General features: G+C 47.5%; 15 protein-coding genes. 13 read left to right on the forward strand and 2 right to left on the reverse strand.

Annotated features, from left to right (window positions below):
* Window positions 1–4 precede the first annotated feature (4 nt).
* A complete protein-coding gene (locus BSCG_RS19660) occupies window positions 5–1438 on the reverse strand; it encodes a sialate O-acetylesterase (RefSeq protein ID WP_008775360.1) in 1434 nt (477 codons plus the stop codon).
* 266 nt (window positions 1439–1704) lie between these two features.
* Here BSCG_RS19660 and BSCG_RS19655 point away from each other — a divergent pair, with 266 nt between their 5' ends.
* The 10 genes from BSCG_RS19655 to BSCG_RS19610 all read left to right on the forward strand — a co-directional run bounded on the left by BSCG_RS19655 (window position 1705) and on the right by BSCG_RS19610 (window position 16712).
* A complete protein-coding gene (locus BSCG_RS19655) occupies window positions 1705–4977 on the forward strand; it encodes a SusC/RagA family TonB-linked outer membrane protein (protein ID WP_008775361.1) in 3273 nt (1090 codons plus the stop codon).
* Window positions 4978–5006: 29 nt separating this feature from the next.
* A complete protein-coding gene (locus BSCG_RS19650; protein WP_008775362.1) occupies window positions 5007–6818 on the forward strand; it encodes a RagB/SusD family nutrient uptake outer membrane protein in 1812 nt (603 codons plus the stop codon).
* A 20-nt stretch (window positions 6819–6838) separates the two neighbouring features.
* Window positions 6839–8653, forward strand: coding sequence for a heparinase II/III family protein (locus tag BSCG_RS19645; protein WP_008775363.1), 1815 nt, complete (start codon window positions 6839–6841; stop codon window positions 8651–8653).
* Between the two features lie 24 nt (window positions 8654–8677).
* Window positions 8678–10609, forward strand: coding sequence for a heparinase II/III family protein (locus tag BSCG_RS19640; RefSeq protein ID WP_008775364.1), 1932 nt, complete (start codon window positions 8678–8680; stop codon window positions 10607–10609).
* Between the two features lie 14 nt (window positions 10610–10623).
* Entirely contained in the window at window positions 10624–11805 is a 1182-nt protein-coding gene (locus BSCG_RS19635) for a glycoside hydrolase family 88 protein (protein WP_004322632.1), read from the forward strand.
* A 12-nt stretch (window positions 11806–11817) separates the two neighbouring features.
* Window positions 11818–12291: a hypothetical protein gene (locus BSCG_RS19630; protein WP_008775366.1), complete on the forward strand. Its 474-nt coding sequence runs from the start codon at window positions 11818–11820 to the stop codon at window positions 12289–12291.
* A 29-nt stretch (window positions 12292–12320) separates the two neighbouring features.
* Entirely contained in the window at window positions 12321–14360 is a 2040-nt protein-coding gene (locus tag BSCG_RS19625) for a fimbrillin family protein (protein ID WP_032849411.1), read from the forward strand.
* Between the two features lie 809 nt (window positions 14361–15169).
* Window positions 15170–15364: a helix-turn-helix domain-containing protein gene (locus BSCG_RS19620; protein WP_004298788.1), complete on the forward strand. Its 195-nt coding sequence runs from the start codon at window positions 15170–15172 to the stop codon at window positions 15362–15364.
* 11 nt (window positions 15365–15375) lie between these two features.
* Window positions 15376–15699 carry a HipA N-terminal domain-containing protein gene (locus BSCG_RS19615; protein WP_004308471.1) on the forward strand — a complete coding sequence of 108 codons (324 nt, stop codon included), beginning with the start codon at window positions 15376–15378 and terminating at the stop codon, window positions 15697–15699.
* Between the two features lie 2 nt (window positions 15700–15701).
* A complete protein-coding gene (locus tag BSCG_RS19610; RefSeq protein ID WP_008775369.1) occupies window positions 15702–16712 on the forward strand; it encodes a type II toxin-antitoxin system HipA family toxin in 1011 nt (336 codons plus the stop codon).
* 87 nt (window positions 16713–16799) lie between these two features.
* Here the strand turns inward: BSCG_RS19610 and BSCG_RS19605 are convergent, their stop codons facing one another.
* On the reverse strand, window positions 16800–17711 hold the full coding sequence (locus BSCG_RS19605; RefSeq protein ID WP_008775370.1) for a helix-turn-helix domain-containing protein: 912 nt from the start codon (window positions 17709–17711) through the stop codon (window positions 16800–16802).
* Between the two features lie 223 nt (window positions 17712–17934).
* Here BSCG_RS19605 and BSCG_RS19600 point away from each other — a divergent pair, with 223 nt between their 5' ends.
* From BSCG_RS19600 to BSCG_RS19590, 3 genes are read left to right on the forward strand one after another with little or no spacing between them, the layout of a single operon-like run.
* Window positions 17935–19041, forward strand: a complete 1107-nt coding sequence (locus tag BSCG_RS19600) for an efflux RND transporter periplasmic adaptor subunit (RefSeq protein ID WP_008775371.1) — start codon at window positions 17935–17937, stop codon at window positions 19039–19041.
* A gap of 14 nt (window positions 19042–19055) precedes the next feature.
* Window positions 19056–22235 (forward strand): efflux RND transporter permease subunit, encoded by a 3180-nt coding sequence (locus BSCG_RS19595; protein ID WP_008775372.1) that lies wholly within the window; start codon window positions 19056–19058, stop codon window positions 22233–22235.
* Between the two features lie 12 nt (window positions 22236–22247).
* Window positions 22248–23612 (forward strand): efflux transporter outer membrane subunit, encoded by a 1365-nt coding sequence (locus tag BSCG_RS19590; protein ID WP_008641485.1) that lies wholly within the window; start codon window positions 22248–22250, stop codon window positions 23610–23612.
* Window positions 23613–23652 lie beyond the last annotated feature (40 nt).

Raw genomic sequence — 23652 nt, forward strand, 5'->3', positions numbered from 1 at the left:
TCCTTTATTTCACGTCGTCCCACGTATCCGTGCGGAACGGGAAAGCACTCAATCCGAAAGTATTCCGCAGCGTGATATTTCCCACATAATTACGGAAAGCATAGCGCACGGCAACCGGTTGGGCTACCTCTTCACTCCACACTTCTACTGTGTTGGTACGTCCAACAATCTTTGCTTTCGCCGGATAGAACTTCTTGTCCGCTCCCGCAATCTCGAATCCTTCCAGTTCGGAGAAAGTAGGAAACAACCCCACAGGTGCATTATCAAATGTCACTATAGCCTTTTTGTCCGCATAGTCCACTTTGGTCATCGTCGGACCGTTGGATGGCAATCGGCGGATACCGTATGTTTTAGTCAATGCAAGTGTAGCCAACCGAAGTCCCACTACATCCTTCTGTGGCGGATGGATGCAAAATTCATCACCAATATCCGTAGTGGGCACCATGCCCGAATTAGGAATCGTTTTCAGTGCTTCCATCTGTGCTTCACGCAATAAAGCAGCCCCCGTATTGCTGCTGTTTTCATATTTGTAAGGAGCGATCTGCACATAATAGAAAGGCATATCGGGAGCCTCCCATACATTTCTCCATAGCTGCACCATAGCAGTCATCATCGGAGCATAGAATTGATAGTTGGATATATTCGATTCTCCCTGATACCAGAGGAAACCACGTGCCGTGAAGTTCTTGACAGGCCATAACATCGAGTTGTACAGACATTCCAAACGCTGATGCACCCCTCTTTTAGGATTCTTGGCAGCTTCCACATTCATGCCTTCAACGGTTTTCAATGTCGGTTCATCCATCCATGCTTCGATCGCCGAACCTCCCCAACTGTTGATAACCAGTCCTACCGGGAGATGGAGACTTTCAGTCAGTTGGCGGGCAAAGAAATAGGCGGCGGCACTGCAATCAATGCTCGTTTCGGGTGACGATACTTCCCATTTTCTTTTCTCGAAATCCGTGCGGCGTTCTGTATCATTGGTTCTCGGTACGGTAATAAAACGAATACGGTCGCGATAATTTCCCGAGTTCAGCAGCGTTTCAAGTGAGTGGTCAATGGGTTGTGCTGCATTTCCCATCATACGCATTTCCATGTTCGACTGTCCGGAGCAGATCCACACCTCCCCTATCAGTATATCCGAGAGAGTGACCGGAGTGCCGTCACTGATCGTAATAGAATAAGGAGTATATCCTCCTTCGGGAGTGTCTACTTTTACCAGCCAGGCCCCGTCTTTATCCGTAGATGCCTGATAAGTCCGGTTGTTCCACGAAGTGGTGACAGTTACTTTTTTGCCATCCGCCCAACCCCATAACTTAACGGAGCTGTTCTGTTGAAGTACCATGTGATCTCCCATCATTGCAGGGAGTTTTACTTTGCCTTGTGCAATCGGCAGGAATAAAAGTGATAAAATAAGAAGTAGAAAATGTTTTTTCATACTGTTTTTATTAGATATTCGACGAATAATTATTAGGTATCAGGCAAAAATACAACCTATTTTTAAATATGGAATAAAACTAGCTAGTCATTTTCTGATAAAAGCTGGTCGAAATCTTAAAAGCTTGTTTTTCCTTTCCATTCTCCGCCGAATTTTCTTAATTAGTGGCATCAATCGCCTAAACAGTATTATTAGATTGGCTAAATATCCCATTTCTTTGCAGGGTGAGTATTTAACAACCTAATTGTTTCATTAAATCTAATAAAATGAAAAAGAAGCATTATCTATTATTTTTATTGGCTTCGCTCTTTTTACTGACAGATGTGGTGTGGGCACAAACATCTGCCACGGTAAATGGAGTAGTGATCGATGAGAATGGAGAAACCCTGCCGGGTGTTTCCGTCGTCGAAGTAGGTACAACAAACGGTGTCCTGACAGACCTGAACGGACACTATACCTTAAAAACAACTTCTGCCAAACCTTCCGTTTCTTTCAGTTACATTGGTTATCAGACCACCACGCTTCCCCTGAACGGGCGTACGAAACTCGATGTACAGATGAAAGTGGAAACGAAAGTGCTGGATGAAGTAGTGGTAGTGGGCTACGGTGTACAGAAGAAAGTGAACCTGACCGGCTCCGTGACTTCCATCAACTTTGCCGACCAGACGGAAGGACGACCCATCATGAGTGTTTCTTCCGCCCTTTCGGGACTCGCCGCCGGTATGAACGTCACACAAGCTTCGGGACAACCCGGCTCGGACGGTGCCACCATCCGCGTCCGCGGTAACGGTACGTTCAATACCAACTCCCCATTAGTCCTGGTGGACGGTATCGAATGGAGCATGGATAATGTGAATCCCAACGACATCGAAAGCATCTCCGTACTGAAAGACGCTGCCTCCACAGCTATTTACGGTACGCGTGCCGCCAACGGAGTCATCCTTATCACCACCAAAAGCGGGAAAGGCAAACCGCAAATCTCCTATTCTTATTCGGGAGTTGTGCAGATGCCTTACAATAACCTCTCTTTCGTGAGCGACTATGCCCGCTATATGGGACTGGTGAACGAGGCTTGCGACAATGTGAATACCAAAGGTATCTTCTCGCAGGAAAGCATCGACCGCTGGAGGGCTGCTTCTGCCGATCCGAACGGGTTGAACGAGTACGGAGTACCCAATTACGTAGCTTATCCCAACACCGATTGGTTCGACGAAGTATTCGACACCGGATATTCGCAAGAGCACAATCTGTCTGTCTCCGGCAGTTCGGAGAAAGTGAAATACATGCTTTCTTTGGGCTATCTTGACAATCAGGGAGTCATGAACCGCTGGAACCTCGACTCAAGTACGCAGAAAATCAATTTCCGTACCAACCTGGAAGCCAAGATAGTGAAATGGATGACCGTCGGCACCCGTCTCTACGGACAAAAGCAAGATTACGGGATGGCTAATATCAGCAACGGATTCAAGTATCTCTATCAGACCACTCCGGGTGTATACCCCGGCGAACCGAACTACTGGGGACGTGCCGCACTGGCCAGCGAAGAATCTTCCAATGCCAATAATATCTTCGGTCAGATGGCAGGAGCCACCGGTTTCAATACCGTCTGGCGTCTCAACGCATCAGTCTACGGAATTATCACTCCCTATAAAGGGCTCAACATTGAAGGTACATTCAACTATTCGCCGACATTCACCGACAAGTCTTCTTATAGCCGCCAAAATGGTTATTGGGACTACGTCACCGACCAGCGCGTCAGTGAAAGCGCGTTGGAGAACGCTTCCATCACCAATACGAGTGCACGCACCTGGCGTCAGAGTGCCGAAATACTGGTACGCTACAATACAACTATCAAGAAAGACCACGACCTGGGCGCACTGCTCGGATATTCCGCACAGGAATATTACAGCAAGAGCTTTGCCGTTTCCCGTAAAGGCGCTACGGACTGGACGCTGAACGAATTAAGCACTTACGAGACGCTCGTCAGCTCTTCCAGCTCGGCACCCGCCAAATGGGGATTGCTCTCTTATTTCGGCCGTGTCAACTACGGATATAAAGGACGTTATCTCTTCGAAGCCAACCTTCGTGCCGATGCCTCCTCCCGTTTCGGTGTGAACCAGCGTTGGGGATATTTCCCCTCGTTCTCCGGCGGATGGCGTATCTCGGAAGAATCATTCATGCAAGGCGCATCGGACTATCTCTCTAACCTGAAACTCCGTGTTTCTTGGGGAAAGACAGGTAACAACTCTACGGGCAACTACGACTGGCAGGCAAACTACGCCACAGGCAATGTCGTAATCGACGGTGAAGGAACCAAAGGACTGGTACGCAAGAAACTAAGCAACGACAAGCTGCATTGGGAAAGTACCGCCACCACCGACATCGGACTTGATTTCGGCTTCTTCAACAACCGCCTGACGGGTGAGATAGACTATTATAATAAGTATACTTCGGACATTCTCTACCATCCCGAACTCTATCTTTCGATGGGTGTCGTAGGCTCTGCTCCCGAGAATCTGGGTGAAGTGCGCAACCGTGGTGTTGAATTTACCCTCAACTGGAACGACCGCATCGGAAAAGATTTCGAATACCGGGTGGGTATGAACTTCTCTTTCAACGCCAACAAAGTAATGAAGTTCAAAGGCGAACTCCAGAAATACTGGACGTATGATGCGCAGGGAAACAAAGTGAGCTATGTCAATAACTTCAGTGATGTGTCTGAATCCGGTTTCGGAGGTTATATCTGTGAAGGCCGCCAACTGGGGGAAACCTATATGTATAAGGTGTACAGAGGTTCCGGCGAAGGCTATACCGGAGGTGCGGTGGATATCCATGCGGGACCGAAGGACGGAATGATACGTACGAAAGAAGATATGGTATGGGTGCAGGCTATGATTGACTCCGGTTATTCGTTCGGAGGAATGAAGACGGTTGCCAAAGACCAGCTTTGGTATGGTGACATACTCTATGCCGACAGCAACGGTGATATGAACTACGGCGATACCAACGACCGGGATTTCTCCGGACACACCAGTGTCCCCAAATTCAACCTGGGTTTCAACTGTGCCTTCTCTTACAAGAACATTGATTTCTCCATGTTATGGTCGGGAGCTTTCGGGCATTACCTCAACTGGAATACTGATTACTACAACTCGACACTGGTCAGCCATGGATATGGCATTATCGAGCATATCGCCGATAACCATTACTTCTTCGATCCTTCCAATCCGGACGATCCGCGCACCAACCAGTCGGGCAAATATCCCCGTCTGACATACGGTACTACCTATAATAACAGAATCCAGAGCGACTGGAACGAATATAAGGCCGACTATTTCAAATTGAAGAATATCCAGATCGGCTATACGTTGCCGCAACGGATTTCCAGCAAGTTCTTTGTTAGCAAGCTCCGTGCTTTCGTGTCGATGGACAATATCCTGACGATTACCAGCTATCCGGGACTCGATCCGGAGATAGGAACAGAAATCGGTTATCCGTTGATGCGTCAGATCTCTTTTGGCGGACAGATTACCTTTTAATGATGTAGAACTAAAAAACAGAATCTGATATGAAAAAGATATTAATGATTTTAACGATGGCGCTGGCGGCTACCTCCTGCATGGATATTCTCGATGTGGCTCCGGAAGACCAAATAGCAAGTGAAAACATGTGGACCACGGAGGAGCTTGCCGACAAGGGAATGGCAGGACTCTACTTCCCGTTCTATGCCACCCAACTCTCCTCCACCCAGCTTCGTCGTGCCGACGGACTGAACCGTCAGGGAATCGAAGCTATGAGCTTTGCAACCGATTATTATTCCAACAACTATCCGGTGGAACTGCTTTCGCTGGCTACCAAGCCTGCCAATGACTTTCAGGTGTGGTATGAATGGAAGTTCTGTTACACCATTATCCATGCGTGTAACGATGCGATTTCCAATCTGCATAAAGCGGATATGAGCGCTAATAAACTGGCGCGTTACCAATGCGAAGCCCGTTTCCTTCGTGCTTGGGCGTACAATCGTCTGAATATGCTTTATCAAGGTGTCCCCGTTTATCTGGAACCTATCAATAACGAAGACTGTACCCGTGGCCAATCTTCGGTGGATGAGGTATGGCAAGTGATTCTGGATGATTTGACGTATTGCATCAACAATCCCGACTTCCCCAATAACACGCTGAATGAAAACTACGGCCGTCCCTCTAAAGGAGCCGCTTATGCCCTGCGTGGTATGGTATATATGTGGAAGAAGCAATACAAGGAAGCAGGCAACGATTTCAAAGAAGTGGAAGCGTGCGGTTATGGCTTGTGGACAGGCGAATATGCCGACTTCTTCAAATATGAAAACGAAAAGGATAAAGAAATGATCTTCTCGCTCCAGTTCAGCGAAGAAACCGGTTATTGTGATAACATTCAGCAAATGACCGGTGCCCGCGATACGTATGATGGCTGGACGGAAATAAAACCTTCCGCAGACTTTGTGGACTACTATAAGAACGCGGACGGATCGGACTTCAAATGGTCGGAAGTAGACGGCTTGGAAGATTGGGACTTACTGACTCCGCAACAACGTGAAATCTTTTTCTGCCGTGACGGATTGGAATCCATGTCCTCACAAAAAAATGCCCTTATCAAACGGGTAGGCGAAGATATCTATCAGAAATATTACCTCAACAGTGGTAATGAAGCCCGTATCAAAAAGGCGTATGACAACCGTGACCCGCGTCTGCAACAGACCGTCGTCACTCCTTATGTGCCGGTGGACTGCTACAAGCCTAATTATGCAGGAGATGCCAACCAGATCGGTAAACAACTCCGTTGGCCGTTGAAGGAACAGGGAACGAATGGCGGAGACTTCTGGCTCGATAAACGTACTTCTGCTTTCTACTGCTATCGCAAGTACAATGAGTTTGAGAAAGGCCGTTTGATTAGCCGGAGCCGTTGCCATACCGACTGGCCGTTGATTCGCTATACCGATGTACTGTTGCAGTATGCCGAAGCATTGGCGCAGACCGATCAGTTGGGAGAAGCCATCCGTTTGGTGAATAAAGTACGTACCCGTGCCCACATGCCCGCACTGACAGAGGGCGGAAGCGGTCCGTGCGCAGTGAACGGAAAAGAAGACATGCTCGAAAGGATACGCTATGAACGTCGCGTGGAATTCTGCCTGGAAGGAATCAACTTCTTCGATGAAGTACGTTGGGGAACCTACAAAGAAACCAAATTCCAGGGAAAAGACGTGAATGGCGGCAAGTCCTGGTGGGGCGATATGGTAGAGTATAACTGGTATTACACCGATTATATGTGGCCGTGGACTGCTCCTATCGTTGAAACGCAAAAGAACCCGAACCTGACTAAACGAAGCGGTTGGGCGTATTAATCATAAAGATTTGAATAAGGATGAAGAAAATACTTTTACTATTACTCATTTTTGTATCCGGTTGCACGGGTGTAGTTGCGCAACAGTTTGATTATGGCAAGATAGCGCCTCATCCCCGGTTGTTACTGCCGGAGGGAGGAGAAGAAGCCATCAGGAAAGCCATTGCGGAGTATCCCCCGTTGGCCACTGTTCACCAGCGGATCATGGAACTTTGCGACCGGACACTTACGGAACAGCCTGTGGAACGTATCAAAGAGGGTAAACGCCTGCTGGCGATTTCGCGCATCGCATTGAAGCGTATCTACTACCTGTCTTACGCTTACCGTATGACGGGAGATCAGAAATACGCTCTCCGTGCGGAACAGGAGATGCTGGCCGTTAGTCATTTCACCGACTGGAACCCTACTCATTTCCTGGATGTGGGTGAGATGGTAATGGCATTGGCTATCGGTTATGACTGGCTGTATGACTCTTTGCAGCCCGACACCCGCCGGGTGGTGCGCGAAGCAATCATCGCGAAAGGGTTCGACGCGGCAAAGAACACCCGTCATGCCTGGTTCTATACAGCCAAGAATAACTGGAATTCCGTATGTAATAGTGGATTGGCGTATGGCGCGCTGGCTCTTTTTGAAGAGATTCCGGAGGTATCGAAAGGCATCATAGAGAAATGCATGGAGACAAATCCGAAAGCGATGGTAGGTTATGGCCCCGACGGAGGTTATCCCGAAGGGTTCGGATATTGGGGGTACGGGACAAGTTTTCAGGTAATGCTCATTGCTGCGCTCGAAAGTGCTTTCGGCACAGACAATGGGCTCTCCCAAGCCCCCGGCTTCATGGAATCTGCCCGTTTCATGCAGTATATGACGGCTCCGAGCGGAGACTGTTTCTGTTTCTCGGACTCTCCGGTAGAGGCAGAGTGTAATATGATGATGTTCTGGTTTGCAGGCAAGGCGAAAGACCTTTCCCTGTTGTGGATTGAACGTCAGTATCTCGACCGCCCGGATATGCAGTTTGCCGAAGACCGTTTACTGCCCAGCCTGCTGGTGTTCTGTTCACAGCTCGACCTGAACCGGATCGGAAAGCCGAAGAAAAACTTCTGGTTTAACCGTGGAGATACGCCTGTGTTTATCTACCGTGGCGGATGGGACAGCAAGAAAGATACCTATCTGGGAGTGAAAGGAGGTTCGCCCTCTACCTCTCATGCACATATGGATGCCGGGTCGTTTATCTTCGAGAGAGACGGAGTGCGTTGGGCGATGGACTTGGGGATGCAGAGTTATATCACACTCGAAAGTAAGGGAGTGGACCTGTGGAATATGTCGCAGAACGGACAACGCTGGGAAGTATTCCGGCTAAGCAATATCGCTCACAATACGTTGACGATTAACGGAGAACGCCATTTGGTAGAGAGCAATGCCCCGATCACCCGTACTTTCGAGTCGAAGAAACAGAAAGGGGCGGAAGTAGACCTGTCGAGTGTGTTTGCCAACAGCGTGAAGAAAGCCGTCCGCACCGTGATATTGGATCAGAAAGACCATCTGGAAGTGACCGACCGCTTGGAGACGGGTGACAAGGAAGCTACCGTATCCTGGATTATGGTCACTCCGGCGGAAGCCAAAATAACGGGCAAGAACCGGATGGAATTGACCAAAGACGGCCAACGGATGCTGCTGACGGTAGATGCCGATACGGAAGTAGAAATGAAAACCTGGTCGAACGTGCCCCCGCATGAATATGATTTCCGCAATCCGGGAACCATCCGCGTGGGCTTTGAGACGGTGATTCCTGCCAATTGTGCCGCGCAACTGAAAGTACGACTTATTCCTTTGAAGTAGTAATACAAATAAATTCATTGAACCATGAAAACGATTCTTTTTAAAACAATCATCATAGCTTTCTTTGTGGGAACAGCCGTTAGTTGTTCCGATGAAGATGAGAACAGATTCCGTCCGGGATCTACCCATGAGAAACCGAATCCCACGGAGCCGGAGGGCGGACTGGATTATTCCAAACTGACTGCGGATAACCATCCCCGTCTGTTGATGAATGCCGAGGCTTTCACTGCATTGAAAGCCAAAGTGGATGCAAATACGAGTGTCAATCTGACCTTGCTCCATAATGCCATTATGGGAGTGTGCAACAGCAAAGGGATGAACGCCACGGCACTGACTTATAAATTGGATGCCAGCAACAAACGTATCCTCGATGTGTCTCGCGATGCGTTACTGCGTATTTTCACCTGCGCTTATGCCTACCGGATGACCGGCGATGCCAAATACCTGACTAAAGCGGAAACGGATATCAACGCTGTCTGCAACTTTCCCGACTGGAACTCGAAACGCCACTTTCTCGATGTAGGCGAAATGGCTACGGCTGTTGCGTTCGGCTACGACTGGCTCTACAACGAACTAAGCGCAGCCACCCGTACAAAAGCGGCCAACGCATTGTTGAAGTTTGCCTTCCAACAGGCACAGAACAAGAACTGGAATCTCAACTTCTATGAAGCCACCAACAACTGGAACCAGGTTTGCAATGGCGGACTGGTCTGTGCGGCACTGGCTTCCTATGAAAACAATCCTTCCGAAGCAAAGGACATGATTGAAAAGGCGTTAGAATCCAACAAACCTGCATTGGAAGTGATGTATTCTCCCGACGGCAACTATCCGGAGGGCAGCGGTTACTGGTGTTACGGCACGCTCTATCAGGTATTGATGCTTGCCGCCCTCAACAGTACGCTCGGCACGGATAACGGGCTTTCCGATACACCGGGATTCTCCAAGACGGCAGAGTATATGCTGTATATGACAGGCTTGAACAGCAAGTTCTTTAATTATTCCGACTGTGCCCCCTCTTCTACCGCGGCATTGGCTTCGTGGTGGTTTGCCGATAAATACAGTAATCCGTCCTTATTATATAATGAGCTGAAAATGCTGAAGAACGGCGAATACGCTTCTTGTGCCGAAAACCGCCTGTTGCCGATGATTATGGCGTTTGCCAATAATCTGAATCTGGACGCAATCTCCGCTCCTTCCAATAAACTATGGAGTGGAAAAGGGGAAACGCCCGTGGTGATGGTACATACCGACTGGACATACACCGATACGGACAAATACCTCGGAATCAAAGGCGGCAAGGCAGGTTCGAGCCACGGACACATGGATGCCGGTTCGTTTGTATACGACGCGTATGGAGTGCGCTGGTCGATGGATTTCGGTCTGCAAAGTTATACAACGCTCGAGTCGGTATTAGCCGGCTTAGGCGGTAATCTTTGGGATATGGGACAGAACTCGATGCGTTGGGATGTATTCCGTTTGAATAACTTGAATCATAGCACGATTTCAATTAATGACGCCCGTCACCGGGTAAATGGGGCGGCTACGCTGACTACTACTATCAATACCGCTACGGAATTGGGAGCCACTTTCGATCTGACAGAAGTTGTGTCCGATCAGGCTGCGTCCGCTACCCGTACCGTGAAAATCGTGAATGATAAAGATTTAGTGGTTATGGATGAGATCAAGGCGAGAACGGATAAATCCGCCAAAGTACGCTGGTGCATGGTGACGCCTGCCGTTCCGACGGTGGAAAGTAACCGCATCGTACTAACGAACGGAAGCAAAGTGATGTATCTCACAGCCAGCGGAAGCGTGAAGCCTACCTACAAGCAATGGAGTACCACCAGTGAGAACTCTTATGATCAGGCTAATCCGGGCACCTATATGGTCGGCTTTGAAGCAACGGTCACCGCCAATCAGACCGCCACATTTACCACAACCCTGTCCCCTAAATAAAAAGAATGGAACGTATGAGAATCCTATTAATATCTATACTCGGACTTTTGACATTGGCCTCCTGCACGAAGCAGGAGCCGATGGAGGCGTTGATTGACCGTGTATTTACCGTTGCAGAGCAACAATACACGGCTATGGACACCCGCCTGACAGAAAAGACACTTCCCCGCACGCTCTCTGCCGACGGTGAGTTTGTTCCCTCGAATATCTATTGGTGGTGCAGCGGCTTCTACCCCGGTTCCCTCTGGTATATCTACGAATATACCCGGAAGGACGCAGTGAAAACACTGGCCGAGAAGAACACGCTGAAACTCGACTCTATACAATACGTGACCAGAGATCACGATGTAGGTTTCCAGTTGAACTGCAGTTACGGTAATGCTTTCCGGTTGACAGGTAATGAGGCTTATAAACAAGTGCTCTATCAGGGCGCCAAATCTTTGTCAACCCGCTTCAATCCTGCTGCCGGTGTGATCCGTAGCTGGGACTTTGTACGCAAAGGCTGCGACTGGAAGTTTCCGGTGATTATTGACAATATGATGAACCTTGAATTGCTGTTGTCCATGTCGAAAGCCTACGCCGACGACTCTTTGCAGAACATTGCCTGTACGCATGCCAATACCACTATCCAGCATCACTTCCGGGATGATTATTCCACCTATCATCTGGTGGATTATGATCCTGAAACGGGTGCGGTGCGCGGCAAGCAAACAGTGCAGGGCTTCTCGGACGATTCCTCCTGGAGTCGCGGACAGGCATGGGCCTTGTATAGCTATACGATGATGTTCCGCCTGACGGGGTATCAGAATTATCTGTTGCAAGCCGGGCATATCGCCGATATGCTGCTCCGCCGTCTACCTGCTGACGGTATTCCCTACTGGGATTTCGACGCTCCGGTAGAAGAGCAGACCTATCGGGATGCTTCCGCTGCGGCTATCATGGCCTCCGCCTTTATCGAACTAAGCCGTTATATCCCCGGCACGGAAGCCAAGGAATCTTATCTTGCCATGGCAGAAAAGCAACTCCGTACGCTTGCCTCGAAAGAGTATCTGGCAGAACCGGGTACGAACGAATGTTTCATCCTGAAGCACAGCGTGGGTGCACTTCCTGATAAAAGCGAAGTAGATGTCCCCCTGACGTATGCCGATTATTACTTTTTAGAAGCATTGCTGCGGTATAAGAATTTACAAAAATAAGACTAATACAATATGATTATGAAGAACTTACATATAAGTATGGCATTTATCTTCGTACTACTGCTGATAAGTGCCTCCTGTTCGGACAAGGATGATTCGGCTCCGCGTGTCATTCCTACTATGAACCTGACAGTTTCGGAGATTGCGGACAATACGGCTCTGATTACTTCCGAGCAGCAAACAGGTACTACGTTCGGAGCGAAAGTCATTGAATTCTATCCGGTGGCCGATATCGGTTTTGATTATAACATTGAAGTGAAGCTGGTGAAATTCGTAGAAGAGAACGGAGAACCCGTATCTCTGCCCTATACGCGCAAAATCACCGAAGGATTGCGTCCGGGAGTGAATTACATCAGTGCGATCATCGCCTATAATGCCGAAGGGCGTGCCGTGTGTTCCGCTTTCCAGACCTGGAAAGCTTCAGGAACGGAAGGAGCATGGAGTGACGGCGGTTCTGCCGGTGATCTGGAAGAGAATGAATGGTAAAAATGGTGTAACTCAAAAGAATGAATGGTATGAAAAATAGATTATTTGCAATAGGTGCAATGATTCTCATGATGACAAGTTGCACGCAGGACGAACTTATTTCGTCCGATAAGGGCAAAGAACCGGCAACGGCAGGTTCATGTCTGACGTTGGTTGGACTCTCGTCTCCGCAGACGCGTGTTTCTATCGGTGACAAAACTGGGGACGTTTATCCGGTGCTCTGGAGCGAAGGGGATGCCTTGGGCGTTTTCTCCCGTACGGCAGGGACCGACATCAATAATGTGCAGTCTTTATTGAGTGATGAGTCGATCGGACAAAACTCCGGTGTCTTTACTTCGGACGACGTGAAGATGGCGGAAGAAGGAGCTACGGAACTTCTTATTTACTATCCTTACCGGGCAAGTACGGAACTGGCCGAAAATGGCAACAAGATAACTTCTACCCTGTCCGTTGAGCAGGAACAAAGCCGTCCCGGTGATAGCCATCATATTGGAAAGTATGGTTTTGCGTTTGCCAAGGCTACGGTCAGCAGTCCGGATATGCTTGCTAAATTTACGTTGAACCATGCGATGGCTTATGTGAAGTTCAGCATCTCGTCCCAGGAGCTTTCTACGTACAAACTCAAGAGTGTCTCTTTATATGACAAGGAGACAAAAACTCCTCTTTCCGGTGTATTCATAGCAGATTTGGATACGGACGAACTGACCTACGGTACGGATGTGAAACCGTATGCCACTGTTTCACTGACTACTCCCGAACTGCTCGCTTCCGCACAGGATATATACCTGACTACGTATCCTGCTGATTTGAGCGGCAAAGAAGTGTACATTGTCATCACTCTGGAGAATGACCAACAGACTGTTACAATTCCTATTCTCAAAGAAGGAAAGCAACTGAAAGCCAATGCTGTCAATACGATTGCTGTCAACAACCTGAAACTTTCGGATAATTCCTGCGAATGGTACGAGCCGGTAGAGACACGTCTGCTGGCTGGAGGATGGGCTTATGGCGAGTCCAACTGTCTGTTGACGAATATTTCTACCAGTGGCGTGAGCAATACGATGAGTGTGAAAGCACGTGGTAACTTTATGGAAGTGGAAGAACCCAAGTATGCCAAAACTATTCTGGGTTGCGATTTGAACGTTAATCATAAGATGATTGCCGTGAATGGCTCTACTACGGACATCTCTCCTATTGGCAGTGATTACAATATTACGATCAACACCTATAAAGTAAGTGGAGGCTATGACGGCGGTTGCGGTCAGGTGGCTATCTATGGAGCGGATCAGACTACCGTCATCTGGAGTTTTATTATCTGGATGACCCCTACTCCGGCAGAACACCCTTATGGTAATACGGGATATGTAGTGTTGGATCGTAATCTGGGTACTTATATGACGTGCGAAGGAGACAACTGGAAGCAAAACGGTGTTTACTTCCAATGGGGACGTCCTACGCCGGTCGGCTGGTCGGGAACCGTGGGTACTAATATACCTACCGAAGCCACCAACGTCCGATTCTCTATAGAAAATCCCCGTGCATTGCTTTATACCAATAATGTAGAGAATACAAAATCCGACTGGTATCTGGGCGCATGGACCGGTGCACGTACTGATCGTAAAGATGACTTCTGGGGTAACCCGAATGAATCGAGCACTTATCTCAATCCTTCTGACGGTCATAAATCTATTTATGATCCTTGTCCGAAAGGTTACCGGGTTGTATCTCCTCGCGTATTGGATGAGATAGAACAGAAAGGTGAATTTGTGAAACAGAGCGCAACTGCGGTATTTAAATATTGCTATGACGGTACGAACTATGCTTATTGGCCGTTGGCAGGTTGTAAGTGGGGTTCCAACGGTGGTAATAATGGCAACAATACAGGATTGGATGCCAGTAAGGGTGCCGCTTGCTATTGGTCTAACTCATCGGCAAGCAGTTATGGAAATGACAAGGATCAGGGAGCTACTTCTCTGTATTATAAAGTTTCCGATAAGACTTGGACACATTCCTCCGGTCGTTCCCATGCGTTCTCCGTGCGTTGTATGAAGGATGCCGAGAATCGTTGATTCTCTTCGTTGATTCTCTTCATTGAGAATATGAAATAGAATTCCCCGCTATATGAAAGTTTCTGCCTGTCTCCGGATACAAGGTACTTTCATATAACGGGGAATCTGTTCTGTTTTTAAGATATTCACGAAAAAAGGAAAGAAAGAAAAGAGCCAAACAGAAAATAAACTGCATGAACAATTGCAAGAATATACATTATCTCTCTCTATTTTGTATTTATTTCCTTGAAATATGCACGATATGGTGTAATTAAACGCTCTGTTTGCCGTAATCAAACCCTCTGTTTGGTTTAAACAAACCGTCCGTTTGCTATAATCAAACCCTTCGTTTCTTTTAAAGGAAGCTAAACTTGGTTTTTGAAGAGGATGTATTGAGCTACTTTGTCTTTTTCTACTGTTGATTTATAAATAGCAATCTGATGCATCTCTTGTGAAATGATAGCTGTTTGTGTTTTTGAATGGCTACTTTTATTGCAACTTGTTTGCTAATAGTACCTATCTGGTGTTATTTGCGAAATCTGTAACTCTAAATGGAGGGCGTTTTTCATGAAGTGCAAGGAAACGGCTCGAATGATGAAGAGCAGGACAGATAAAATATACAATTCTTCATGTTGGCACTTTTTTCAGCGATCAATGTCTTTCCTCTATAAGTATGTATCTCTCTTAAATCACCATATATGGTGAAAAGCATGATAGTATGCTTTTATACTATGCTATTTATGCGTAAATTCACTGTATATGGTGAATTAGCTTGTTTTTCTACTAAAAAGATTCTATCTTTGTGAGAAAGTCACTATATATGGTGAATTATGGATTTAATAGAGATAGGAAAACATATTCGCGAAAGGCGTAAAGAGTTGGGCTTGGATCAGGCTACGTTGGCAACTCTTGCAGGAATAGGGATTAACGCTTTGGTCCGCTTGGAACGTGGAAGTGGTAATCCCCGCTTCGATGTCCTTTTTAATGTCCTGAAAACTTTAGGACTTAGTATTCATATTCAATAATAGACACGCATATGAGTCGATCTGCCAAAGTCTATATAAAAGGTATTTATGCTGGTCTGTTAACAGAAATAGATCGTGAACACTATTCATTCTGTTATGATACGGACTATTATAATAATCCACAACTCCCAGCTGTCTCACTGACCATGCCCAAGACACAGCAGGAATATACCTCTTCCTATCTTTTCCCTGTTTTTTTTAATATGACATCTGAAGGGGATAATCGGATTATTCAAGCTAGAAACCTGCATATTGATGAAGAGGATGATTTTGGTATTCTTCTGGCTACTGCCCATACAGATACAATCGGAGCAATAACAATTAAAAAAATGTGATAATGGAAACTGATATTCATATTTGTCCCTCACTTTTACGGGAGACTGGTGGAGAAAGCGGATATTCACCCAAAGCCTTGAAGCAGCTTTCTGATGGGAAAAATATATCTTGTGAATTACCTTACAGGCATTTTGACGATAATGTCGGTATTGATCTCTTCAATAACAATAGCAAACGCATATCCGTTTCTGGAGTCCAGATTAAGTATTCTTTAGTTGCCGATGACGGGATATTGCGATTGACCAAAGAGGGAGAACAGGGCGAATTCATATTAAAGCCTGTTCCCAATAATCTCCGTAACAAGGAGTTTTGTCCTGCCAACGAACATTTGACAATGCAGATAGCTGCGCAAGTATATGGGATTCCGACAGCTCCTAATGGATTATGCTTTTTTCAGGACGGAACCCCTGCTTATTTTGTACGACGTTTTGATTTGTCGGAGAAAGGAAAGTTACAAAAGGAGGATTTTGCTTCTTTAGCCGGGCTTACCAGGAAAAATGGAGGTTCCGATTATAAATATGACAATCTGGCCTATGAAGAGTTTGCAGGAATTATAGATAAATACAGCTCTGTCCCCCAAGTGGATAAATTGCGTTTTTTTGAACTTATCTTGTTCAACTTTGTCTATTCTAACGGCGATGCCCATTTAAAGAACTTTTCTTTATTGGAAGAGAAGAAAGGAAGATTCCGCCTATCTCCTGCTTACGATTTATTGAATACTCATCTCCATATAAACGATGGTATCTTTGCCATGAGCAAAGGTTTGTTTGTTAATCCTGAACCGGATTATTTCGGTGGTGCATCGGCGGTTACTGGGAAGACTTTTTATCACTTTGGCTTAAAAATAGGTCTACCCGAGCGTTTGGTAAACTCTTGTCTCGAAAAAGATAGTAAGATATATGAATTGACTGATCAACTGATTGAACATTCTTTTCTCTCTAAAGAATTGAAAAAGCAATATAGACTTATGTATAAGTCAAGAGTCGGGAGCTATCTTAGTGTTATTGAGTAATAATGTGCACATTATTACTCTTTTTTTATAGTAAGATGAACAAGATCCCCAAAAAGATTTGTCTAACATAAGAATCTGTTCTTTTTGTCATTCTTCTTTTCTGTTCCGATAATTGGCCGGTGATGTTCCCAAATGCGCTTTTACGTATTTCCCGAAAAAGGACTGATTGGGGAAGTTGAACTCTTCGGCAATTTCCTTGATAGACTTTTCCGAACGTTTTAATCGGTATTTGATATGCTCCACGGTAGTTTCGTTAATCAAATCCAACGGAGTTCTGCCACACGCCTGTTTGATGACTTTCGAGAAATGCTTCGGAGTGTAGCAAAGCTCGTTGGCAAAATAACTCACCGAACGGTGCATACCCTTGTCCTTCGATAACAGTTCCATGAACTTCCGCAAAATATAATTCACCTGTTTGATGCCTTCTTTCGAACCTTCCATGTTGCCGGCGGCTTCCATTTCCTTATGAAGCTGTCCCATCATTTCGCAAAAGATAGCGGAGAAGAGATGTTGTATCACTTCTTTGTGGTAACAATGAGGCTCATCGTTTATCTTGGCTATAATTAAATCCCGGTAGAATCCGAAGACTGTTTGATCCTCCCCGTTGTCAACCGACTTCACCGGATTGTTGTGGATATGAATGGCAGTATTCCACGTTTCCTTTTCCATTTTAATAATACGTTGCAGGAAACGGGTAGAGAATCCGGCAAGCCTGACTTTATATTTAGGACTAAGCATCGTATGGCTGATAATCGTGTTGGGCAGACCGAGCAGCAGCTCGCCCGCCTGCAACTTATAGGTCCGGTAGTTGACGTCTAACTGGATGCACCCTTCTATACAAACCGCGATGAGAAAACAATTCAGTTTGATTGTATCATTACTATAAGGAGTCCCCTCCAGACTGTTGACTATCGCAAAGTCATCATCGATATAATCAAGGACGTGCTGACTGTCCTTAAAATCCTCTATATCCACCGTAATAATGTTCTCTTTTTCCATGTTCTTTCCTTTTTTACTTTTTGCAAAGTTGGCGAATAATCGGGAAAACAGAATGTCCCATACTTCTTCAGATTTGTTTGATATGTCGTTTATTGCCAAATTGTTAGCTATAATAAACGTAAATGGCGAAAATAGGACATTTATGGAGGGAAATTGGTCACTCTTGCCTTGTTCTTTTCTCCTACTTTTGTCCAGGATTTAACAAAAGACCAAAAGAGAAAGTATGATTACAGTAAGCAAAAAATGGATACGGCTGATAGGGATTGTCGGTTGTACAGTGTGGATGGCATCTTGCAAGCAAGCATCGGATGCGGGAGTGAAATCTTCTTCTTATGCAGTAATGCAGATAGAAGCGGTGGATAAGGAATTTTCTTCTTCCTATTCGGCGAGCATACGTGGGCGGCAGGATATTGATATCTATCCGCAGGTGTCGGGAACGATTGAGAAACTCTGTGTGGCCGAAGGACAGAAAGTGCGCCGCGGGCAATCGCTTTTCATTATCGACCAAGTTCCTTACAAGGCCGCACTCAAAACCGCCATTGCCAATATGGAAGCAGCACGTGCCGCACTGGGTACTGCCGAACTGACCTACAAGAGCAACAAAGAACTGTATGCGCAGAAAGTAGTTTCGGAATTCAGCCTGAAAACGGCCGAGAATTCTTACCTCACCGCCAAAGCTCAACTGTCGCAGGCTGAAGCACAAGAGATCAGTGCCCGTAACAATCTCTCTTATACCGAAGTGAAAAGTCCTAGTGACGGAGTTGTAGGTGCATTGCCTTATCGTGCAGGCGCATTGGTAAGTGCCAATATGCCCTATCCGCTTACTACGGTCAGCGACAACTCGGATATGTATGTCTATTTCTCCATGACCGAGAATCAGTTGCTTGCCCTCACCCGCCAGTATGGCGACATGGACGAAGCGTTGAAGAACATGCCGGAAGTGGAATTACGCCTGAATGATAATTCGGTTTATAATAAGAAAGGTGTCATCGAATCCATCAGCGGCGTCATCGACCGGCAAACGGGTACTGTGGTGGCGCGCGTGGTGTTTCCCAACGAATCGCGGTTGCTTCATAGCGGAGCATCGGGCACGGTGGTAGTGCCGAGCATTTATAAAGACTGTATCGCTATTCCGCAGACGGCCACCGTGCGGATGCAGGATAAGACGATTGTATATAAGGTAGTGGACGGGAAGGCTGTATCTACCCTGATAACAGTGGCCGCAAACAATGACGGACGCGAATATGTGGTGCTGGACGGACTGAAAGCAGGTGATGAAATTGTATCGGAAGGCGCCGGACTGGTACGCGAAGGCATGCAAGTTAAATAAGAAGGAGACTGATTATGAAAGGAAATATATTTATAAAACGGCCGGTGATGGCTATCTCCATCTCCGTACTGATTCTGGCCATAGGGCTTATTTCGCTCTTCACGCTGCCGGTGGAGCAATATCCTGACATTGCACCTCCAACGGTATACGTAACTGCCAGTTATACGGGTGCCGATGCCGAGGCAGTGATGAACAGTGTCATCATGCCACTGGAGGAGAGTATCAACGGTGTGGAAGACATGATGTACATCAGTTCCAGTGCTTCCAATGCAGGTTTGGCTATTATACAGGTTTATTTCAAGCAGGGCACGGACCCCGATATGGCGGCAGTCAACGTGCAGAACCGTGTGGCGAAAGCGCAGGGATTGCTTCCGGCTGAAGTAACGAAAGTCGGCGTCAGCACGATGAAGCGGCAGACCAGCTTCTTGCAGATTGGTGCTTTGGTCTGCACGGACGGTCGATACGACCAGACGTTCCTTGCCAATTACCTGGACATCAATGTCATTCCGCAGATTAAACGTATCGAAGGAGTGGGAGACGTGATGGAGCTGGGTGATACATACAGTATGCGTATCTGGCTGAAACCGGAACGAATGGCGCAATACGGACTGGTTCCGTCGGACATTACCGCCATATTGGGTGAGCAGAACATTGAAGCTCCCACTGGTGCATTGGGCGAGAGCTCGAAGAATGTTTTCCAGTTTACGATGAAATATCGCGGACGCCTCAAAAGCGTGGAAGAATTCCGGAACACGGTTGTCCGTTCGCGCGAAGACGGTTCCATACTTCGCCTGCAAGATGTGGCAGAGGTGGAGCTGGGTACGATGACGTATAGTTTCCGCAGTGAGATGGACAGTCAGCCGGCCGTTCTTTATATGATATTCCAGACAGCTGGTTCCAATGCTACCGCTGTCAACAAAGAAATCACTGCGCAGATAGAGCGGATGGAGAAGAATCTGCCGGCAGGAACGGAGTTCGTCACGATGATGAGTTCCAATGACTTCCTTTTCGCTTCCATACATAATGTGGTGGAGACGCTGATTATTGCCATCATTCTGGTCATCCTCGTGGTCTATTTCTTCTTGCAGGATCTGAAGAGTACGCTGATTCCCTCCATCTCTATCATTGTGTCGTTGGTGGGTACGTTTGCCTGTCTGGTGGCTGCGGGTTTCAGTCTGAACATCCTGACACTGTTTGCGCTGGTGCTTGCCATCGGTACGGTGGTGGATGATGCCATTGTGGTGGTAGAGGCCGTGCAATCTAAGTTCGATGCCGGATATAAGTCTGCCTATCTTGCCACAAAAGATGCAATGGGCGATGTGACGATGGCTATTGTCTCCTATACCTGTGTATTTATGGCTGTGTTTATTCCTGTAACCTTCATGGGAGGTACTTCGGGCGTGTTCTATACACAGTTCGGTATCACGATGGCAACTGCCGTAGGTATTTCGATGATTTCGGCTTTGACACTCTGTCCGGCTTTGTGCGCCATCATGATGCGTCCGTCGGACGGAACCAAGAGCGCCAAGAGCATCAACGGACGGGTACGTGCAGCTTACAATGCTTCGTTCAATGCCGTATTGGGTAAATATAAGAGAGGTGTGATGTTCTTCATCCGCCATCGCTGGATGGTGTGGACTTCACTGGCTGTTGCCGTTGCCTTGCTGGTTTACCTGATGAGTACCACTAAAACGGGACTTGTGCCGCAGGAAGACCAGGGTGTCATTATGGTGAATGTCAGCATTTCACCGGGAAGTACGCTCGAAGAAACCACGAAAGTGATGGACCGCTTGGAAAATATCCTGAAAGATACGCCCGAAATAGAACACTACGCCCGCGTAGCAGGATACGGACTGATATCCGGTCAGGGAACTTCGTACGGTACGATGATTATCCGCCTGAAAGACTGGAGCGAACGAAAGGGCAAGGAGCATAGCTCGGATGCTGTGGTGTCACGCCTCAACGGACAATTCCAGGCGATAAAGGAAGCGCAGGTATTCAGCTTCCAGCCTGCCATGATTCCGGGTTACGGTATGGGTAACTCCCTCGAACTGAACCTTCAGGACATGACGGGTGGAGAATTGGCTACGTTCTATGAAGCGGCTATACAGTTCCTTGGTGCTCTGAACGAGCGTCCGGAGGTAGCGATGGCTTATACATCGTATGCTATCAACTTCCCGCAGATATCGGTGGAAGTGGATGCTGCCAAATGTAAGCGTGCAGGAATTTCGCCGAGTGCGGTGCTCGATGCGGTGGGCAGTTATTGTGGTGGCGCGTATATCTCCAACTATAACCAGTATGGTAAAGTATATCGTGTGATGATGCAGGCTTCGCCTGAATACCGCCTCGACGAGCAGGCATTGAATAATATGTTTGTACGCAATGGTACGCAGATGGCTCCGGTGAGCCAGTTCGTGACGCTGAAACAAGTGCTGGGACCGGAAACGGCCAACCGTTTCAATCTTTACAGCACCATCACCGCCAATGTGAATCCTGCCGACGGTTACTCCTCCGGCGAGGTGCAGAAAGTGATTGAAGAAGTGGCTGCGCAATCTTTGCCGGCAGGCTACGGATATGAATATGGTGGTATGGCACGCGAAGAAGCAAGTAGCGGTGGTGCGCAGACGGTTTTCATTTACGCCATCTGTATCTTCCTTATCTATCTGATTCTGGCCTGTCTTTACGAAAGTTTCCTCATACCGTTTGCCGTTATCTTCTCCGTGCCGTTCGGGCTGATGGGGTCGTTCCTTTTCGCCAAAATACTCGGGTTGGAGAATAATATCTATCTGCAGACGGGTGTGATTATGTTGATCGGTTTGCTGGCTAAGACGGCCATTCTGATTACGGAGTACGCCATAGAACGTCGCCGCAAGGGAATGGGTATCGTGGAGTCTGCCTACTCTGCCGCACAAGTCCGCTTGCGTCCTATCCTGATGACGGTGTTGACGATGATCTTCGGTATGCTTCCGCTGATGTTCTCCTCCGGTGCGGGTGCCAATGGCAACAGTTCGCTGGGTACGGGTGTTGTGGGCGGTATGGCTGTCGGGACACTGGCATTGCTCTTTGTCGTTCCGGTTTTCTACATCATCTTTGAGTTTTTGCAGGAGAAAATCCGCAAACCGATGGAAGAGGAACCAGATGTGCAGGTGCTTTTAGAGAAAGAAAAGAGTGAAGTTGAACGCGAACGTAAATAAATGAAAGAAAGAATGAAGAAGAATATCATCACATTAGTTGCCATCAGTCTGTCGTTGAGCGGTTGTGGCATCTATACCAAATACGAACCCGCCACTGTCGTTCCCGACGATCTTTACGGCGGGGAAGTGGTGACCGAAGACACTGCCGGTCTGGGTAATATGGACTGGCGGGAACTCTTCACCGACCCTTATTTGCAGTCTCTCATTGAAGTGGGATTGCAGACCAATACCGACTATCAGTCTGCCCAGCTCCGTGTGGAAGAAGCACAGGCCGTACTGATGTCCGCCAAACTTGCTTTTCTACCCGCTTTTGCGCTTGCTCCGCAGGGAACAGTGAGCAGTTTCGATACGCACAAGGCTACGCAGACTTATTCGTTGCCCGTTACTGCCAGTTGGGAGTTGGACGTTTTCGGGCGTATGCGCAACTCCAAGAAACAGGCGAAAGCGCTTTATGCTCAAAGCGAGGATTACCGTCAGGCAGTCCGTACGCAGTTGATAGCAGGTATCGCCAATACCTATTATACCCTGTTGATGCTGGACGAACAACTCGACATCTCCCGCCAGACGGAAGAGGCATGGAAAGAAACCGTTGCGTCTACCCGTGCATTAATGAATGCGGGACTGGCAAACGAATCGGCTGTGTCGCAGATGGAGGCGGCCTATTATCAGGTGCAGGGCTCGGTCCTCGATTTGCAGCAGCAGATCAGTCAGGTGGAGAACAGTCTTGCCTTATTATTGGCGGAGACGCCACGCAACTATGAGCGTGGTGTATTGGCAAAGCAACAGTTTCCTGCCGACTTCTCGATAGGAATTCCTGTACGGATGCTTTCTTCCCGTCCGGATGTCCGTTCGGCAGAGCGGACGTTGGAAGCGGCGTTCTATGGCACCAATGCGGCACGTTCGGCTTTCTATCCTTCCATCACTTTGAGCGGGAGTGCCGGATGGACAAACTCCGCCGGGGCGATGATTATCAATCCGGGCAAGTTTCTCGCGTCGGCGGTAGGTTCGCTTACGCAGCCGCTCTTTAACAGAGGACAGGTGGTGGCACAATACCGCATTGCCCGTGCGCAACAGGAAGAAGCGGCGCTCGGTTTTCAGCAAACGTTGCTCAATGCCGGTAGTGAGGTGAATGATGCGTTGATTGCCTATCAAACCTGTCAGGGAAAAAGAATCTTGCTGGATAAACAGATCACTTCCCTGCAAACGGCTCTGCGAAGCACTACTCTGTTGATGGAGCATGGTAATACAACCTATCTGGAAGTGCTTACCTCCCGGCAGTCGTTGCTTAGTGCGCAACTCTCGCAGACGGCCAATCATTTTACTGAAATACAAAGTTTAATTAACCTATACCGTGCTTTAGGAGGAGGTCAGGAATAAACTGTATCATACTCTCTGTTTTCTAATTTAATGAAAGAAG

It is taken from the genome of Bacteroides sp. 2_2_4 (assembly GCF_000157055.1).
GTDB lineage: Bacteria > Bacteroidota > Bacteroidia > Bacteroidales > Bacteroidaceae > Bacteroides > Bacteroides ovatus.

Bases quoted from the DNA above. Each gene is read 5' to 3' on its own strand.
- BSCG_RS19650 (WP_008775362.1), top strand. From the start codon at position 5,007: ATGAAAAAGATATTAATGATTTTAACGATGGCGCTGGCGGCTACCTCC.
- BSCG_RS19645 (WP_008775363.1), top strand. From the start codon at position 6,839: ATGAAGAAAATACTTTTACTATTACTCATTTTTGTATCCGGTTGCACG.
- BSCG_RS19630 (WP_008775366.1), top strand. From the start codon at position 11,818: ATGATTATGAAGAACTTACATATAAGTATGGCATTTATCTTCGTACTA.
- BSCG_RS19640 (WP_008775364.1), top strand. From the start codon at position 8,678: ATGAAAACGATTCTTTTTAAAACAATCATCATAGCTTTCTTTGTGGGA.
- BSCG_RS19615 (WP_004308471.1), top strand. From the start codon at position 15,376: ATGAGTCGATCTGCCAAAGTCTATATAAAAGGTATTTATGCTGGTCTG.
- BSCG_RS19635 (WP_004322632.1), top strand. From the start codon at position 10,624: ATGAGAATCCTATTAATATCTATACTCGGACTTTTGACATTGGCCTCC.
- BSCG_RS19605 (WP_008775370.1), bottom strand. From the start codon at position 17,711: ATGGAAAAAGAGAACATTATTACGGTGGATATAGAGGATTTTAAGGAC.
- BSCG_RS19590 (WP_008641485.1), top strand. From the start codon at position 22,248: ATGAAGAAGAATATCATCACATTAGTTGCCATCAGTCTGTCGTTGAGC.
- BSCG_RS19620 (WP_004298788.1), top strand. From the start codon at position 15,170: ATGGATTTAATAGAGATAGGAAAACATATTCGCGAAAGGCGTAAAGAG.
- BSCG_RS19600 (WP_008775371.1), top strand. From the start codon at position 17,935: ATGATTACAGTAAGCAAAAAATGGATACGGCTGATAGGGATTGTCGGT.
- BSCG_RS19625 (WP_032849411.1), top strand. From the start codon at position 12,321: ATGAAAAATAGATTATTTGCAATAGGTGCAATGATTCTCATGATGACA.
- BSCG_RS19660 (WP_008775360.1), bottom strand. From the start codon at position 1,438: ATGAAAAAACATTTTCTACTTCTTATTTTATCACTTTTATTCCTGCCG.
- BSCG_RS19595 (WP_008775372.1), top strand. From the start codon at position 19,056: ATGAAAGGAAATATATTTATAAAACGGCCGGTGATGGCTATCTCCATC.
- BSCG_RS19655 (WP_008775361.1), top strand. From the start codon at position 1,705: ATGAAAAAGAAGCATTATCTATTATTTTTATTGGCTTCGCTCTTTTTA.
- BSCG_RS19610 (WP_008775369.1), top strand. From the start codon at position 15,702: ATGGAAACTGATATTCATATTTGTCCCTCACTTTTACGGGAGACTGGT.